Origin of the sequence: Burkholderia sp. AU18528, assembly GCF_002223215.2 — a bacterium.
Classification (GTDB): Bacteria; Pseudomonadota; Gammaproteobacteria; order Burkholderiales; family Burkholderiaceae; genus Burkholderia; species Burkholderia semiarida.
This window is the reverse complement of record NZ_NKFC02000006.1, coordinates 1,657,939-1,675,040: the sequence shown is the minus strand read 5'-3', so window position 1 is coordinate 1,675,040 and position 17,102 is coordinate 1,657,939. Positions and strand designations below refer to the sequence as shown.

Annotated in this window: 3 protein-coding genes; 2 read left to right on the top strand and 1 reads right to left on the bottom strand. The window is 71.2% G+C overall.

From position 1 onward, the window contains the following. Nucleotides 1–12 precede the first annotated feature (12 nt). Both CFB52_RS24470 and asnB read left to right on the top strand, forming a co-directional pair. The gene (locus CFB52_RS24470) at nt 13–1,044 is read left to right on the top strand and encodes an EscU/YscU/HrcU family type III secretion system export apparatus switch protein (RefSeq protein WP_099317669.1); all 1,032 of its coding nucleotides are present in this window, start codon (nt 13–15) and stop codon (nt 1,042–1,044) included. 265 nt (nt 1,045–1,309) lie between these two features. Beyond that, nucleotides 1,310–3,277, top strand: coding sequence for an asparagine synthase (glutamine-hydrolyzing) (asnB, locus tag CFB52_RS24460; protein WP_099317667.1), 1,968 nt, complete (start codon nt 1,310–1,312; stop codon nt 3,275–3,277). A 66-nt stretch (nt 3,278–3,343) separates the two neighbouring features. Here asnB and CFB52_RS24455 read toward each other — a convergent pair whose 3' ends face one another. Next, nucleotides 3,344–16,894 (bottom strand): LWXIA domain-containing protein, encoded by a 13,551-nt coding sequence (locus CFB52_RS24455; RefSeq protein ID WP_099317666.1) that lies wholly within the window; start codon nt 16,892–16,894, stop codon nt 3,344–3,346. Between the last annotated feature and the right edge of the window lie 208 nt (nt 16,895–17,102).

Below are 17,102 nucleotides of genomic sequence, written 5' to 3'. Positions count from 1 at the left end.
GCGGGAGCCGGGATGGCCGAAAAGGACCAGAAGCCGACCGCGAAGCGCCTGCGCGAGGCGCGCGAGAAAGGCGACGTGCCGAAGAGCGCGGAAACGGTGTCGTCGGCGTTCTTCGTCGGCGTGTGCGTGGCGCTCGCGGTGGGCATCGGTTCGCTGTTCGCGCGCTTGCAGGCGCTGTTCCGGCTCGTGTTCGACGCGGTCGGCGCGGCCGACCCCGCCGCGCGGCTCGCGGTGCTGATCGACGGCGCCGCGCGCGACTGGGCCACGCAGTCCGCGCAGATCGTCGCGGCCGGGCTGCTGGCGGGGCTGCTCGCGGGCTTCGTGCAGGTGGGCGGCGTGATGGCGTGGAGCCGCCTCGTGCCGCAACTGTCGCGGCTCAACCCGGCCGAGGGGATGAAGAACCTGTGGTCGCTGCGCAACCTCGTCAACCTCGCGAAGATGCTGCTGAAGACGGCGCTGCTCGTCGCGACGCTCGGCTGGCTGATCGTCGAGTCGCTCGATCCGTCCGTGCAGTCGGGCTTCACGCGGCCGGTCTCGATCCTCGCGCTGATCGTGAAGCTGCTGATGCTGCTGTTCGGCTGGGCCGCGCTGATCTATATCGTGATGGCGCTGATCGACATCGTGCACCAGCGGCACGAATTCAACCAGAAAATGAAGATGTCGATCGACGAAGTGCGGCGCGAGCACAAGGAGGACGAAGGCGATCCGCACATCCAGGCGAAGCGCCGCCAGCTCGCGCGCGAAGTGCAGTTCGCGTCGCTGCCCGACCGGATCGCCTATGCGTCGGTGGTCGTCTATTCGCCGCGCGTCGCGGTCGCGCTCTATTACGGCGGGATGGGCTCGCTGCCGTGGGTGCTCGCGCGCGGCGAGGGCGACGCGGCCGAGCGGATCGTGCGGTTGGCCCGCGACGCGCTGCGCCCGACGCTCGCGAACGTCGGGCTCGCGCAGGCGCTGTACGAGACGACGCCCGAGAACGGCACGATCCAGCCGCAGCATTTCCGCGAGGTCGCGCAGTTGCTGAAATGGGCGACCGGCGCCGCATGACACGGCGTGGCGGCGTCGCATCGGCATGCGGCCCCCTTTTTTGTCCGCCACGTTTGCCGGCCCACTCATCCGATTCGATATGGCCCCGTTGCGCGGCCATCCGCATGCGGCACTTGACGTCCATTTTTTTCCGGATGCCGCCGACATTCACTGGTGAATTATTGCTGATTTATTTCTTCGTAATATGGCTCGACCGTCACGCCCGACGGCGGCCGCGAGGTCGTGCCGTCCGTGACGGAACAGGTCAACAGGGGCGGACATATCAATGTGCGGAATCGACGGCTTTCTGAATAGCGTCGCCTTCGATGAGGAGACAGCGCGCGGCACGCTCGCGCGAATGACGGCGAGCCTTGCGCACCGCGGGCCCGACGGACAGGGGATCTGGGTCGACCCGGAGGCCGGCATCGCGCTCGGCCACCGGCGGCTCGCGATCGTGGACCTGTCGGTGCACGGCCGGCAGCCGATGGCTTCCGCGTGCGGCCGCTACGTTCTCGTCTTCAACGGCGAAATCTACAACCATCGCGAACTGCGCGCGGAACTCGAGCGCGCGGGGCGCGCACCGGCGTGGCGCGGCCACTCCGACAGCGAGGTGCTGATCGCGGCGATCGTCGCGTGGGGCGTCGAGGCCGCGTTGCGCCGGGCGACCGGCATGTTCGCGTTCGCGCTGTGGAACCGCGCGTCGCGGGTGCTGACGCTCGCGCGCGACCGGATCGGCGAAAAGCCGCTCTACTACGGGCGGATCGGCGACGCGCTCGTGTTCGCGTCCGAGCTGAAGGCGCTGCGCGGCTATCCGGGCTTCGACGGCGCGATCGATCGCGACGCGCTGTGCCTGTACCTGCGCCAGTCGAGCGTGCCCGCGCCTTACACGATCTATCGCGGCATCCGCAAGCTGCCGCCCGGCACGTACGTCCAGTTCGAACATGCGCGCGACACGCCGCGCCTGCGCACCTACTGGGCGCTCGAACAGGCGATCGAGGCGGGCCGCGCGCAGCCGTTCGAGGGCAGCGCCGACGAAGCCGTCGACCAGCTCGACACGGTCCTGCGCCAGGCCGTCGCGCGGCAGATGGAAGCCGACGTGCCGCTCGGCGCGTTCCTGTCGGGCGGCATCGATTCGTCGACGATCGTCGCGTTGATGCAGGCGCAATCGGCGACGCCGGTCGACACGTTTACGATCGGCTTTCACGAGGCCGGCTACGACGAGGCCGGCTACGCGAAGGCGGTCGCGCGCCATCTCGGTACGCGCCATACCGAGCTTTACGTGACGGCCGACCATGCGCTCGGCGTCGTGCCGAAGCTGCCGTCGATCTACGACGAGCCGTTCTCCGACGCGTCGCAGATCCCGACCTTTCTCGTCTCCGAACTGACGCGCCGGCACGTGAAGGTGAGCCTGTCCGGCGACGGCGGCGACGAATTGTTCGGCGGCTACACGCGCTATTTCCTGACGCCGCGCCTGTGGCGCAAGCTGCATCGCGTGCCGGCCGCCGTGCGCGCGCGGATCGCCGCCGCGCTGCACGCGTTGCGGCCCGATCATGCGGACCAGCTCGCGGCCGTCGCGCAGGGCGCGTGGGGCGGCGTGGAGGCGCGCGAATCGTCGTCGCGCATCGGCGATCGGCTGCACAAGCTCGGCCATGTGATGACGGCCGAGAGCCGCATCGGGCTGTACCGGCTGCTGATGTCGTCGGTGCATCATCCGGAGCGCATCGCGCTGTCGGGGCAGGAGCCGCCGACGCCGCTCGACACGGTGTCCGCGTGGCCCGCGCACCTGAGCTTCGCCGAGCAGGCGATGGCGATCGACACGCTCACGTACCTGCCGACCGACATCCTCGCGAAGGTCGATCGCGCGGCGATGGCCGTGAGCCTCGAGACGCGCATGCCGTTCCTCGATCATCACGTCGTCGAATTCGCGTGGCGCGTGCCGGCGTCGGTGCGCTTGCCGGAAGGGCAGTCGAAGGCGCTGCTGCGCCGGCTGCTCGACCGCTACGTGCCGGCCGCGCTGATCGACCGGCCGAAGCAGGGCTTCTGCGCGCCGGTCGATCACTGGCTGCGCGGCGCGCTGCGCGACTGGGCCGACGCGCTGCTGCGGCCGTCGCGCTTGCGCGAGGAAGGCTTCTTCGATGCGGCGGCGGTCGAGCGGCTGTGGCGCCAGCACCAGACGGGCCGGATGAACTGGCAGCATCAGTTGTGGACGGTGCTGATGTTCCAGGCGTGGCTGGAACATCAGCGGGCGGCGTGATGTCGCGTGATGCGGGGTGCCGCGCGCGACCGGCGCGCGCGGCGCCACGCGGCCCGCGCGCCGATATCAGCCCACGATCAGCGGCGTGCCGACCGCCAGGCGGTTCGGATCGCCTGACACCGACGGATTGAGCTGCAGGATCTCGTTGAGCGCGAGCCTGTCCTGCTCGCCGCGCGTCATCGCCTGCTGATCGGCGCGCGACACGTGCGCGGCGTCGAGCAGCGACTGGCGATGCCGGTCGGCGACGACCCACAGCGAATCGCCGGCGACGACGATGTAGGGCTGCGGCGACCCGGACGGCTGCGCGGTCGACGGCGTGGCGCTGGCCGACGGCGAAGCCGGCGCGGCAGGCGGCGTACCGGGTGATGCGCTCGCCGAAGCGCTCGCCGAAGCGCTTGGCGTCGCGCTTGGCGAAGCGCTCGCCGAAGGACTGGCCGAAGCGCTCGCCGACGCACCGGGCGCGAGATTCGATTGCGACGAATTCGACTGATTCGACTGATTCGACGAACCGGACCCCGAGCCGAAGAACGTCGTCCACAGCCCTTCGATCAGCTTGTACGCGAACGCGCCGACCGGAATCAGCACGACGGCCGTCGGGATCTTGTTGATCAGCGGCGTCGCGTTCGGGAAATGCGTGTTCAGACGCCCGCCGAGCAGCAGCGCGGTGGACACGCCGGTCGCGATCGCGAGGTCGTAATGGCCGCCGCTCCACTGCACGCCGGTGCCGAGGCCGCCGTACGCGACGGCCATGAAGTCGCTCGCCGAATCGGTGAAGCGCACGATGCGGCTGCGCTTGTCGGCATTCACGCGGTGCGCGCCGATCGTATAGACGAGGCCCGCATACGTGGCGCCGAACGCGCCGCTCGCGATGGCGGCCGACCCGTAGGCGAGATCGAACGCCCCGTGCGCGTGCACGACGCCGCTGATGCCGACCGCGAGCGTCGCGGTCGATGTGATCGCGGCGCCCGCGCGGCCCGCGATCCCGAACAGGTGACGCGGGTTGCCGGTATGGAGCTGCTGCAGCGACGTGCCGCCGACGGTGCCCTGCATCTGCGCGAGCACGTCCGCGGCGAGCGCCTTGATGTGGGTGGTCGCGTCGTCGAAGCTCATCAGCCCGACGCGGTTCAGTTCGACATACTGCGCGGCCAGCGTCCGCGCTTCGTTCGAGATCTGTTCGAGCTGGGCGCGCCGGTTCTGGCCGTAATCGTGCGCGCCCGAGCGCAACTGCCGCGACAGCGTCACTTCGAGCCGCGTGAGCACCGTCTGCGCGGCCTTCGGATCGCCGGCCTGCAGGCTGCGCACCGCACCCTGGTGCATGACCTGGAACACGCGGCCCAGACGCGAGCCCAGCAGGAACGACGACGTCGCGCTGCCCAGCATGTCCTGCCGCAGCACGTGCGTCGCGCCGAGCGTATCGGCGATCACGAGCGCGCCCGCGCCGGTGACGAGCGAGCTGAAGCCGATCGACTTCCACAGCTCCGCCTTGCGGAACGACGGCCGATGCACGCGCAGCGCGTTGATCTGCGCGAGCGACTGCAGCTCCTCGATCATCTTGGCCTGTTTCGGGTTCGCCGCGATCTGCCGGCCGACGCTGATCGGCTTCGACGGATCGTTCTTCAGCGCTTCGCGCTCGACCACCGATTGCCAGTACGCGCGACTGTCGGGCAGCGGCCCCGCGGGATCGGCGGTCGACACCACGGTGCCGCGCGCCGGCGCGCGGCTGCCGGTTTCCGCAAGCCAGCGTTCGCCGAAGCGGCGCGCGAGCTTTTCGGTGCGCGTGGCGGGCGGATGATCGGCCGACGCCCACTGCGTCATCGCATGCTCGATGGTCGCCTTGCGCGCCTGGTTGACGAGCGCGGTCGTGTTGCGTTCGTACAGTTCGCCGCGCAGCGTCGCGAGCGCGTCGTCGGACAGGCCTTTCGACTTGCCGATGCGCGCGATTTCCGCGAACAGCACCTGCTGCTGGTTCGCGAACGTCTCGGGGCTCACCGGTTCGAATACGCGCGTGAGCGCATCGGCGCCGTGCAGCCGCGCGAACTTGCCGTGACGGTCGGTCTGGTAATAGTCGACGATCCGTTCCGCCAGCGCCCGCGTCAGGTCCTGGTTCGCGATGAAGTCGGCGCCGTGCGTGCCGTACGACAGCCCCACGTGCAGCCAGTCGATCGCCTTGCGGTCGAGCAGCGCATCGAGCAGCTCGACGTGGCCGGCGCCCGGCACCGGTTCGAGCACGGCGTCCCACCCGTGAAAGCTCAGCATCACGTTCGGCGCGGGCTCGCCGGCATGATCGTGCGACCACGTCTCGAACGACGTCATGAGCCGCGTGTATTCGGCGTAGCTGTCGTTGGTGCCGGCGATCGTGCGGCGGTCGTCCGCGGAGACGAGCGGGCGGCCCGACGCCGCTTCGAGACGAAGCTGGAAGCCATGGCGCGACGCCGCGGTGAGCCATTTGTGCAGATGCGCGATGTCGTCGAGCTCGAGCGTGCGCGTGGTGCCGTCCGGCGCTTCGCGCGTGATCGTCGCGTCGGCCTCGTTGTAGCGCGCGCCGATCGGGGAGCCGAACTGGCGGGCGCGCCGGATGAACGCCGGATCGTGCTTGCCGCCGCGCGCGGCCGCGAGCGTGTGCGGATCGACCGGAATCGACACCACCGGCATCGCGCCGCCGTATTGCTCGACGTAGCGCACCGCGAGCGCGGGGTCGTCGCGCAGGTTGAACGCGCGCGCCATCGGCGCGACGCGGTCCTGGATCTCGGCCGGCGCGCGCACGAACGCCTGGATCGCGCGCTTGTCGATCATGCGTGCCGCGCTGTGGCGCGTGGCGTACGCCTGCATCCACTTCACGAACCGGTTGTGATCGCCGCCGGGATCGGCCACCGGCCCGCGCGACGGCATGCTCGACACCTCGCGCGCGAGACCGATGGGGATGCCGAGCGCTTTCAGCATCGGTGCGTCGGCCAGGATCGTCTGCGGTTCGTCGGTCAGCGCGAGACCGCCGGCATCGGGCTGGTGCCTGCGCGCGGCGAGCGCCTTCACGCGGTCGACCGTCGGGAACCAGTCGGCCACCTTGGCGGCGCCGTAGCGCATCACCCATTCCGCGACCGTGCTCGAACCGAGGCTCGGCTGGTAGGGCCGCAGCGTCAGCGGCTTGGCCGCCGGCGTTTTCGGCGGCTTCGGCGCGGCCGGCGTGTTCGATGCGTTCGACGCATTCGCGGCGCGGCGGTTGCGCCGGCGGCCCTTGCCGCGCAGCGCATTGCGCACCCGGCTGGCGGGGCCGGTGGGGCCCGTCGCGCCGCCCGCCGGCTGCGCGGCCTGCCGCGCGGCTTGCTGGGCGGCGGCGAGGTCGGCCTGCGCGGCTTTCACGCGATCGATCTGGCCGGCGATCTGCGTGCGGATCCAGCGCGTCGCGAGGTCGAACTTCTGCGGCAGCGCATCGAAATACGACTTCTCGTCGAGCAACTGCGTGAGCCGTTGCGCGAGCGCGGCTTTCTGCGTGGCGGTCGCGCGCGGGTCGAACACATCGGGCGCGAGCGTCGACAGCAGGAAGTGCTGGTTCGCGCCGAACGGGCCGCGCCCGAGCGGCATCTCGTCGAGCGGGCGGCCCGCGTCCGGCCGGTCGCGCAATTGCTCGGCGTCGTCGTACCAGCGCGCGTTGCCGTCGTGGATCGCGATGATGCCGCGGCGCGTGTGCAGCGATTCGGCGACCGGATGATCGGTCTCGTACACGTACACGTAGTGATCGCCGCGCAGCGCTTTCAGCTCCAGCGCGCGCATCAGGTGCAGCGTGTTCGCGCCGCTGAAGTCGATCGCGAGCTGCTCGCTGTCCGGTACGAGCTTCGGCGGCAGGAACGGACTGTCGGCGCCCTCGATCTCCGCGATCTTGCGGCGCACGCCGGGATCGGCTTTCGCGAGGCCGCGCTGCACGCGCGTGCCGAGTTTCTGCATCGGCGGCTTCTCGTCGCCGAGCGCCTTGCGCATTTCCGCCGGCGCGAAGCCGCCGTAGCGCTCGACCGTGTCGTGCGCGACGTCCGTCACGACGAATCGCACGCCGCGCCGGCCGCCGGACAGGTTGCGCGCGCGCCGGCGGAACGCGGCGCCGAGATCGCGCGGCGCGATCGTCGCGTCGCCGAGCGAGGTCGATTCGTGATAGGTCCAGTCGTGCGCGGCGTTGCGCGTCGCGTAGCCGAGCACCGTGCCGGTTTCCTTGTCGATCGCGTAAAGCGTCGCGCCGTCGCCGGCCGCTTTCGCCGCCTGTTTCGGCCCGCGAAAGCGCGGCGCGTCGGCGAGCGACTTCAGCGTCGTGACGACGTTCGCGTCGGGCGTCGCGCCCGCCTGTTCGGCTTCCCAGGCGCGCCCGTCGCTGCGCGCGGTGATCCGCGCGGCGCCGCCGTACTCGCGCAGTTCCGCGAGCGACACGGGCGACACGTAGAAATCGACATCCGCGCGTTCCGCTTGGCCGTTGTCCTTCAGCGCGCGATAGACCGCGTCGCGGATCGGTACGGCCGGATCGGCGGACGCCTTGTCGACGAACGTACCGTTCTCGTCGGTGCGCATGCTCGCGACGAACTTCGGCTGCGCGTGGCGCGCGTCGATGGAGGCCTCCGGCCGCGGTTCGTGCTCCGCGATCAGCACGTGCGCATTCGTGCCGAACGCATCCTTCATCTGCTGGAGCGACGCGAGTTGCGAACCGTCGATGCGGATCAGGTCGCGCTTGCCGTGCGACGCGAGGTGATCGAGCGCATGCTGGCGGCTTGCGGCGTCCGCCGTCGCCGCGGGCACAGGCGCGTTCGACGCCGGCTGCGGCGCGGGCGCCGGCATCTCGCGCGGCATGCCGAGCGCCTGCATCGCGTCGGCCTGGCTCGCGTAGTACGCGCGATAGGTCGCGTGGCCCGGCACGGACGGCGCGGCGTCGCCGAATGCGGCCGCGAGCCGGCGCAGCCCGGCTTCGTCGCCGGGCAGCACGTGGTCGGCTTCGCGTGCGATCGCGTCGGGCAGGCGGGCGTCCCGCGCGATGTCGATGCCGCCATCGTCGAGGATTTCGCGGCGCACCGCGAACGCGTTCGCCTGCGCGCGCGCCTCGGCCATCAGCGCGCTGTCGGTCAGCGCCTCCGGCGACGAGCGGTCGAGCGCGAGGCGGCGCGTGATCGTCTCGACCGCGTGCTGCGCTTCGTGCGCGAGCGTGTAGACGAGCGTGCCGCTGCCGTGGAACTGCCCGTCGAGCACGATCCGCTGCTTTGCGGTATCGATCCGGCTGCCGCGCCCGGGCCGGCCCACCACGATTTTCCAGCCGGCCTCGCCGGCCAGCGCGACCTGCTGGCGCAACAGGCTCGAGCGGTCGATCAGCGCATGGGCGGCCTTGGGCAGCGGCGCGCCGCCGAAGCGCATGCGCACGCGCGTGATGACGGACGGCTTCTGCACGAACGCGTCGGGCGGCAGGTGTTCGGTGATGCCGGGATGCGCGAGCTCGATCGCACCGCGCGCGATGCCGTCCTCGAGCGTCGCGCGCAGCGCGCCGATCTCGCGGACGATGCCTTCGACGTTCAGCTTCGGCGCATCGGTCATGACCGTCGACGGGTCGCTCAGGTAGAAGTCGCCGTGCGCGTCGAACACGCCTTCGAAGTCGTAGTACAGGCGGTGCCGCGCGGTGACGTCGCGCGCGCGGTCGAGCTGCGCGAAGGCGTCGCGGGTGACGCGCGCCGGCAGCACGCCGGCCATCACGTCGTGGCTGCTCAGCGACGCGAACGGCGCGTACATCACGGCCACGCGATCGAATGCCGAGAACGGGCCGCCGACCGTGAGCGTGCGCAGCCCGTGCGCGCGCAGCGCCGCGAGGCCTTCCTGTTCGAGGCGGATCGATTCGATGTGGTCGAGAATCGCGCGATTGTCCGTGCCTTCGTAGAGGCCGATCGCATTGCGGCGACCCAGTTCGAACACGGTCTTCTCGATGCCGGCGCCGGTCGCCGCGCCGGTGAAGCGCTCGACCGGCACGCGCGCGGCCGGATCGCCGCTCACGTGGACGCCGTTGCCGTCCACGTCGAGCGCGCCCAGCTCCGGGCGCTGGTGCGGCGCGGGATCGTAGCGCAGCCACGCGTTCGTGTGGCCGAGCCGCGCCTCGGCGCCGAACCCGACCGCGATCGTCGGCGGTGCGTAGACGGGGCGCTGCCAGACGTTCGCGAGCCATGCGGCGGCGTCGCGGCCGTTGCGGGCCGACAGAATCACCGACGAGCCGGGCAGGCCGAGCACCGAGCGGTGCGCGAGCGTGACCTCGACCGGCGTGTAGGGCCGGCCGTCCGGATCGACGAGGCGGCCTTGCGCATCGGTGACGCCATGCACGATCACGATGCGGCCGTCGCGGTCGTACGACAGCGGGCCCGAGCGGTCGAGCGTCAGCGCGTCGACGCCGGCGACCGGCTTGCCGTCGAACGGCGATGCCTTCACCGGACGTGCGCGCGACCATGCCGTTTCTTCGGCGAGCGTCGCGGCCGTCTCGCGCGGCGCCGGCATCGTGACGCCGGTGCGTCGCGCGGCCTGCGCATGGCGCCGATACAGCTCGCCGTAGGTCACGCCGCCGTCGAGCGACGTCGGGCTGTGCTCGAACGCGTCGGCGAGGCGCGCGAGCGACGCGGCGTCGCCGGCCCGCGCGCGGCCGTATTCGTTGGCGATCGCCTCGGGCAGCGCGACGTGGCGGCCGATGTCGACGCCGAGGTTCGCGCGGATCTCGTCGCGCACCGCGAATGCATTGACCTGCGCGCGCGCCTCGGCGAGCAGCGCGCTGCGCACGTAGCGCTGCGTCGAGCCGTAGTCGAGCCCGAGCGTGCCGGTCGCCGCCTCGAGCGCATGGCGGGCTTCGTGCGCGAGCACGTAGACCATCGATCCGGCCGACTGCAGGCCGCCATCGATCGTGACGCGCCGCCGCCGCGTGTCGATCTTGCTGCCGCCGCCGGGCTTGCCGCGCACGACCTTCCAGCCTGCGTCGGCGCCGAGCCGAAGCTGCTGCGACAGCAGGCTCGATGCGTCGATCAGCCGGTACGCTTCCTTCGGCAGCGGCGCGCCGCCGAAGCGCATCCGCACGCGCGTGATGACCGACGGCTTCTGCACGAACGCATCGGGCGGCAGCGTTTCCGCCAGCCGCGGATGCGCGAGTTCGATATTGCCGCGCTCGAGGCCTTGCGTCAGCGCGCGCTCGATCACCGCGAGCCGCTCCAGCGCGGCGAAGTGCTCGCTCGCGCCCATGCCGATCGCACCGGGGTCGCTCAGCAGGAAATCGCCGCCGCGCGTGAAGAGGCCTTGCAGGTCGAAGCCGATGCCCGTGCGTTCGACGACGTCGCGAATCCGCTGGACGTGCTCCAGCGCCGCGCGCGACACCACGCGCGGCAGCGCGCCCGTCTCGAAGCCGAAGCTGTGGAACACGCCGAGCGGCCGGTACAGCACGGCGACGCGGTTCAGCGCGGAGAACGGCCCGTCCATCGTCACGGTCTTCAGGCCGTACGAGGCGAGATCGTCGAGTGCGATGCTCTCGTCGATCGCCGCGTCGATCTGACGCGCTTCCGACGTATGCGGGCCGGTGTCGTACACCGCGAGCGCGGCATCGTGGCCGAGCGCGAACACGGTTTTCTCGGCGCCGGCGCCGAGCAGTTCGCCGACGTGACGCTCGACGTCGATCCGCGCGGCCGGATTGCCTTCGACGTGCACGCCTTCGGCATCGGCCGCGAGCGGCCCGAGATCGTGCGGCGCCGCGGGTGCCGGGTCGTAGCGGCGAAACACGCCGGTGTCGAGCAGCGCCGCGCGTTCGCCGACCGCGTGCGGGGGCGGCGCATATACCGGCCGCTGCCACAGATTCGCGAGCCCGGCGGCCGCTGCATCGCCACCGTGCTTCGCGGACAGCACGATCGAATAGCCGTCCTTGACCAGGAACGACGGCGCCTGGTCGAGCGCGTATTCATGCACGCCTGCCGGCCGGCCGCCCGAGAGCAGCGTGCCGTCCGCCAGCGTATCGGCGTGCAGCATCAGCACGCCCTGGTCCTGCAGCATCGTGAAGTGGCGGCTGCGCGCCGCCTGCAGGTCGGCCACCGCCGGCACGGGCCCGTCGCCGAACGGCGACGCATATTCGGCATGCGCGCGGCTCCATGCCACGCGTTCGTCGAAACCGCGCACGCCGCGCGGCGCGCCGCCGGTCTCGTGCGTCTGCGGCGCGGGCATCCGGCGCGGGATGCCGCCGCGGCGCTTCTGGCGCGACCAGACGTCGTCGTAGAAGTCGCGGTAGGTCTCGCCGTCGCGGCCCGACACGGGCGCATCGGCGAATGCGTCGACGAGGCGTCCGACCGTGCCCGCATAGTCGTGCGACGGCGCGCGCCACGCGGCGCCTTCGCGCTCGATCGCATCCGGCAGGCGCACGTGCGCGGCAATGTCGCCGCCGCCCGCGAGCTCGATTTCGTAGCGTGCCTCGAACGCGTTGATCTGCGCGCGGGCCTCGGCTTCGAGCGCCTTGCGCGTGAAGCGGCCGCGGTTGCCGTAGTCGAGGTTCAGCACGCCGGCCATCGCCTCGACCGCATGGCGCGCCTCGTGCGCGAGCGTGTACGTGATGCTGCCCGGATGCTGGAGCGCGCCGTCGATCGTCACGCGGCGCTTGCGCGGGTCGATGCGGCTGCCGCCGCCGCGCTTGCCGAGCGTCACGCGCCAGCCGGCGTCCTGCAGCATGCGCAGTTGCGTGGCGAGCGTGCCCGACTGCATCGCGAGCGCCTGCGCGGCTTCGGGCAGCGCCGCGCCGCCGAAGCGCATCTGCATCCGCGTGACCCAGCCCGGCTTCGATGCGCCGTGGTCGGGCGGGGCCGTCTCGGTCGTTTCGGGGTGCGCGGCGGCGAGGCCGACGTCGTCGTTCGCCGCGGTGCGACGTTCGCCGCCCGCCGGCGCGCGGGCGGCCTGGCCGTGCGCGTCGTCGAGCGCGCGTGCGCCGCGGTCGGCCGCGGTCGTGTCGCGTTGCGCCATTCGCTCGGGCGCGCCGGCGCGTTCCGGCTGGACGAGCACGAGCACGCGGTTCGGCGCGCTGAACACGCCGTCGAGCGCATGGACCGGCTCGGGCGGCGCGGCCGTCCGCGGCATCGCCGGTTCGTTCGGGCCGCGCTTGCCGGCCAGCACGATCACCGTGTCGTCGGCGGCCGCGCGGGGCGACGTGGGCGGCGCTTCGTCGGGCGCGATGCCGTCCGGCAGGCCGGCTTCATGGGCCGCGGCCGTCTCCGGCGCGGGATCGAAGCGCAGCACGCGCGCGCCCGCGCGCAGTTGGCCGTCCGCACCGAATGCGTCGGGCGCGGCCGCATAGACGGGCTTCTGCCAGCGGTTCGCGAGCTCGGGTGCGAGCGCCGCGTCGTGTTCGCCGGCGACGACGATCACCGGTTCCTGGAGATCCTGCGGGCGCGGCGACGATGGCCGTGCCCCGGGCGCGTCGGGTGTCGCGCCGCTGCGCACCACGTAGACCGTGCGATCGCCGAGCTCCATCGGCTCGGCGCGCGGCCCGCGCGGTACGGCGATGCCGGCCGGATCGGACGTCGCCGCGCGCGTGACGGGCGCGTCCTCCGTCAGATCGACGACCTTCGCGTTGACGCGCGGCGGCGCGCCGTCCGGCTTCGCGCGCGTGCCCGGGCCGGCCGGCTCGTCGGCCGCGACCGGCCGCCAGCGCATCGATTGCGTATCGGCGCTGCGCCGGTTGGCGCTCGCGGTCGTGCTGCGTTCGGCATCGGTCTGGTCGCGCTGCTGCTGCACGCGGGCGCGTTCCTCGCTGGTGCGTCGCGTGCTGCGCGCATCGGCGGACACGCTCGCGGCTTCGCCTTCGGCCGCCGTCTGCGCGAGGCGGCGCGGCGCCTGCGCGCCGGCGGCCGTCTGCCGGTAGGCGTCGCTCGCCTGGTCGAGCACGTGTTGCAGCACGTCGAGCGGCGTCTTCGCGACGATCTTCGGCGTCACGCTCATCTCGCCGTCGGGGCCGAACGACATGCGCTCGCCGGTGCCCGTCACGTCGTCGACGCGCGTACCGTTGGTCCATGCCTTCGGCGACACCGATACCACGGACAGCGTGCCGTCTTCGCCGAGCACCACCGATTTGCCCGGCGGCAGGCGTTTCGCGGATGCGCGGTCGAGCACGCGAATCGGCGTGTTGTCGTAGGTGAGCACCTTGTCGCCCACGCGCAGCGTGCCGTCCGGCGACACCTTGACGGCTTCGCCGTCGAGCGTCACGCGCGTGCGGCCGGCCGCGAGCGACGACGCGTCGCCGCTGTCGAGTATCCGGCCGATCATCTGGCTGTCGACGGCGACGGTCTTGCCGTCGGCCCCGCGAATCGGCACCGGCCGGCCGGTGCGCGTGCGCACCGACGTCACCGCGCGTTCCTTGAGGCCGCCGGCCGCCATCAGCGCGACGTTGGTGATCCCGGACTTGAGCTGCTCGCCGGCCGCCTTCTTGTCGCCCGTGACGAAATAGTCGTAGCCCGCTTCGCCGAACGCCTCGAGCGCACCGCCCACGCCCGTCACGACCGCGGTGGTCCGCGCGCCGGTGGCGAGCACCGACGCGACCTTCGGCGTGCGCGTGAGCGCCGTGACCGCGCGCGTGAACAGCTTGCTGCCGGCGAGCTTCGCGGCGCCCGCCGCGCCCATCGGCACGAGATTGATGAAGTCGGCCCGCGCGCCCGGGTCGGTAAACGGATTGAGGCTGCGCCCGTGGTCGGCGCGGTTGGCCAGATCGAGGCCGGCGCTCGTCATCGTCGCGCCGATCGCCGTGTACATCATCCCCGCGCCGAGGATGTTCAGCGGCACGCCGACGATCGCGCCGATGCCGGTGCCGTCGAGCAGCGTGCCGAGGCCTTCGAGCGCCATCCCGCCGACCATCATGCCGATGTTCAGGCCGGTGCTGGTCAGCGTGTTCAGAAAACTGTCGAAGCCGCTTTCGTGATGCGCGGCCTTCGACACGAGCTGCAGCGTGCCGTCCGCGTTGTGGCCGGTCGCGATGTCGACCGTGCCGTCCGTCGACAGCTCGTTGTTGTCGATGTAGTCGTTGATGTCGTCGTAGTTGCTCGCCGTCTCGTCGACGTACTGCGTGCCGTCCTTGCCGCTGACCTTGAACAGCGCGCTGGTGGTCATGCCGGCCTCCTTGGCGGCGTAGACCATCGGCAACACGCTGACCTGCGTCGTCGCGCCGCCGCCGATCTCCAGCAGCTTGTCGCGCACGCTGTTGATCGTCTTCAGCTTTTCCTTGTCGGTGTAGCGCGCGACGTCGTCCTTCGTCGGCGATACGGGGTCCGAACCGTCGCCCGACGCCGCATCGTTCTGGACGTCCGGCTGCATGCCGAGCGCGACGCCGATCAGGTTGCGCTGTTCGTTGTCGGTCAGCTTGCCGAACGCGATCGTGCCGCCGTTGTTGGTGCTCGCGCTGGCCGCGTCGAGCAGCGAGTTCGACAATTCGCCGCGATGTGCTTCGTAGAAATCGTGCAGCGCCTTCTTGTAGTCGTTCTCCTCGTCCGAGCCGGGCGCCGCGTAGCGCAGCCGTTCGTCGAGGCCGGCGTCGAACCGGTCCATCAGCACCTGCTGATGCGACGTCTCGCTCAGCAGCTGCAGGCGCTGCACCGCGTTGTCGGCCTGCGTGACGGCCGCCTTCGCCTTGTCGAGCTGGTCCTGATACAGGTTCGGGCGCGGCGCCGACGGCGCCGGGATCATGTCGTCGCCCGCGACGGTGCGAAAACGCATGGGCGGCGGATTCGCGGCGGCCCAGTCGTCGTACTGCTTCTGTACCGACTCGAGCGTGCTCTTCGCCTGCGTCTGCTTGATGCGCGCCTGTGACAGCGCGAGCTGGGTCGCGCGCTCGTTGACCGAATCCGACATCCGGCTGTCGGCCGCGCGGATCGCGCCCGCGACGGTCTGCATGCGCTTCACGTCGAGCATCGTCGGGCCCGCCTGCGCGGCGGACGGGCCCGACGATTGCGGCAGCAGGAACGGGCGGTCGAGTAGCGGCGACGCGGGCAGCGACGACGCGCCGTTGGACCCCGGCAACGTCGGCGAGGCCAGCGGCGACGCGCTCGGCAGCGACGGCGTGCTGGTGGGGGCGGCCGACGCGGCCGTCGACAACGACGACGCGGGCAGGCCCGGCAGGCCGTTCGCGGTCGACAGCGACGGCGTCAGCAGCGGCGACTGGAGCGCGGGTTTCGTGAATATCGATGGCGGGTTGACCTTCGCCTTGATCTGCGACGCCTGATCGTCGTACTGCTGCGCGAGCGTCGCGCCGTACGCGACGACGAAGCCGTCGTGCGCGATGCTCGCCTGCTGCTTCGCCTGATCGAGCTTCGCATATGCATCGCCGAGGTCCAGATCGACCTGCGGATCCTTGATCATCGCGTGCGGATTGTCCTTGTGCCACGCGTTGGATGCGTCCAGCTTCTTCGTATAGTCGGCCTGCAGCGTGTCGACCTGCCGCTGCGCGGACAGCATCTGCAGATAGCCGCCGCTCGTGTTCGCGGCCGTCTGCGCGCGAGCGAGCGCGGTCTTCGCGTTCGACACCTCGTTCGGGACGATCACCGTCGGCCCTTCCTTGCCGCTGGCCGAATCGTAGCGCTGCTGCGCGTTCGTGAGCGCCAGGCTGTCGTTGGCCGCGCCGTACGCGGCGTTCGCATAGTTCGCATCCTTCGCGGCGGCCGTGACGGCCTGCTGTGCGGCATCCTGCGAAGCGGGGGCGTCGGGCATCGTGACGCGCAGCTCCAGCGGCTGCAGCGCGTCGTTCAACCGCCCGACGCCCGCATCGAGCGCGGCCTTGTAGTCCGGATCGGCGAGGTACGACTGGAACTGCGTATAGGCGAGGTTGGAATTCGCGACGTCCGCGAAGTATTTCGACGCGCCCACGGCCGCCTTCGCGCTCGCGGTCTGCCAATCGTCGTAGAGCCGGATCTGCAGCGGATTCTTGCAGTCGCCCGGCTGCGGCACCCAGTTCGGATCGGTCGCATGGTCGGGGAAGGCGGCCAGCAGCGTCTTGAACTGCTGGTCGGCCGCGTGCTGCGCGTCGCCGGGGTCCGTCACCTTGCCGGAATCGTCGATCTTCATTCCGGCCGGCATGTCGGCGTTCGCCTGTTCGCCGTACAGGATCATGTAGCCGGCGTCGGTCGTCACGTTCAGCTCGCGCTGCGCGGTGTCGGCCGCGGTGCGCGCCTTCGCGTAGTCGGCCTGCGCGGTCTTGCGGTCGTCGGCCGTCGACTCGGGATCGCGGTTGACCAGATGCAGCACGTTCTGCGCGCCCTGTAGCGTCTGCGACGCGTTGTCGTACTTCGTCTGCGCGTCCTGGATCGCTTTCTGTACCGCGCGCGTCTTGTCGTTCTCGACGGTGATGTCGGGCGGCGGCGCCGTATATTGCGCGGCCATGTTCTGGATCAGCGACGTCGCGGACTGGATCTCGGCGTTGGTCGGCTTCGACGGATCGGTGGCCAGCGATGCGGTGACGGGAATCGGCGGGGTGGCGCTCGGGTTCGCGGGCCCGGACGCCGGATCGTCCTTCTTCGGCGGCGGAGGCGGCGGGGGCGGCGGCGCCACGACCGGATTCAGCGTTTCCGACAGGAAGCGCTGCCAGTTCACACCCAGTCCCAATCCGTCGATCAACAGCATGCTCGTCTCCGTTGAGCCGCGCGACGCGCGGCACGCGCGGCGCCCTGCACGCCGCGACGTGATCGTTCGAGTGTACGGACGCACCCGGCAGCGGGAACACCGCAGTTTCGTAGCGGCAGGAAGCGGCCGGCGCCTGCGCGCCGCGCGGGCTACGAGGCGGACTACGAGGCCGGCCCGGCGTGCGGCCGCCATGCCGCGCACCGTCGTT

What these genes read in the sequence shown, in the direction of transcription:
- CFB52_RS24470 (WP_099317669.1), top strand. Translation starts at nt 13, where the DNA reads ATGGCCGAAAAGGACCAGAAGCCGACCGCGAAGCGCCTGCGCGAGGCG.
- asnB (WP_099317667.1), top strand. Translation starts at nt 1,310, where the DNA reads ATGTGCGGAATCGACGGCTTTCTGAATAGCGTCGCCTTCGATGAGGAG.
- CFB52_RS24455 (WP_099317666.1), bottom strand. Translation starts at nt 16,894, where the DNA reads ATGCTGTTGATCGACGGATTGGGACTGGGTGTGAACTGGCAGCGCTTC.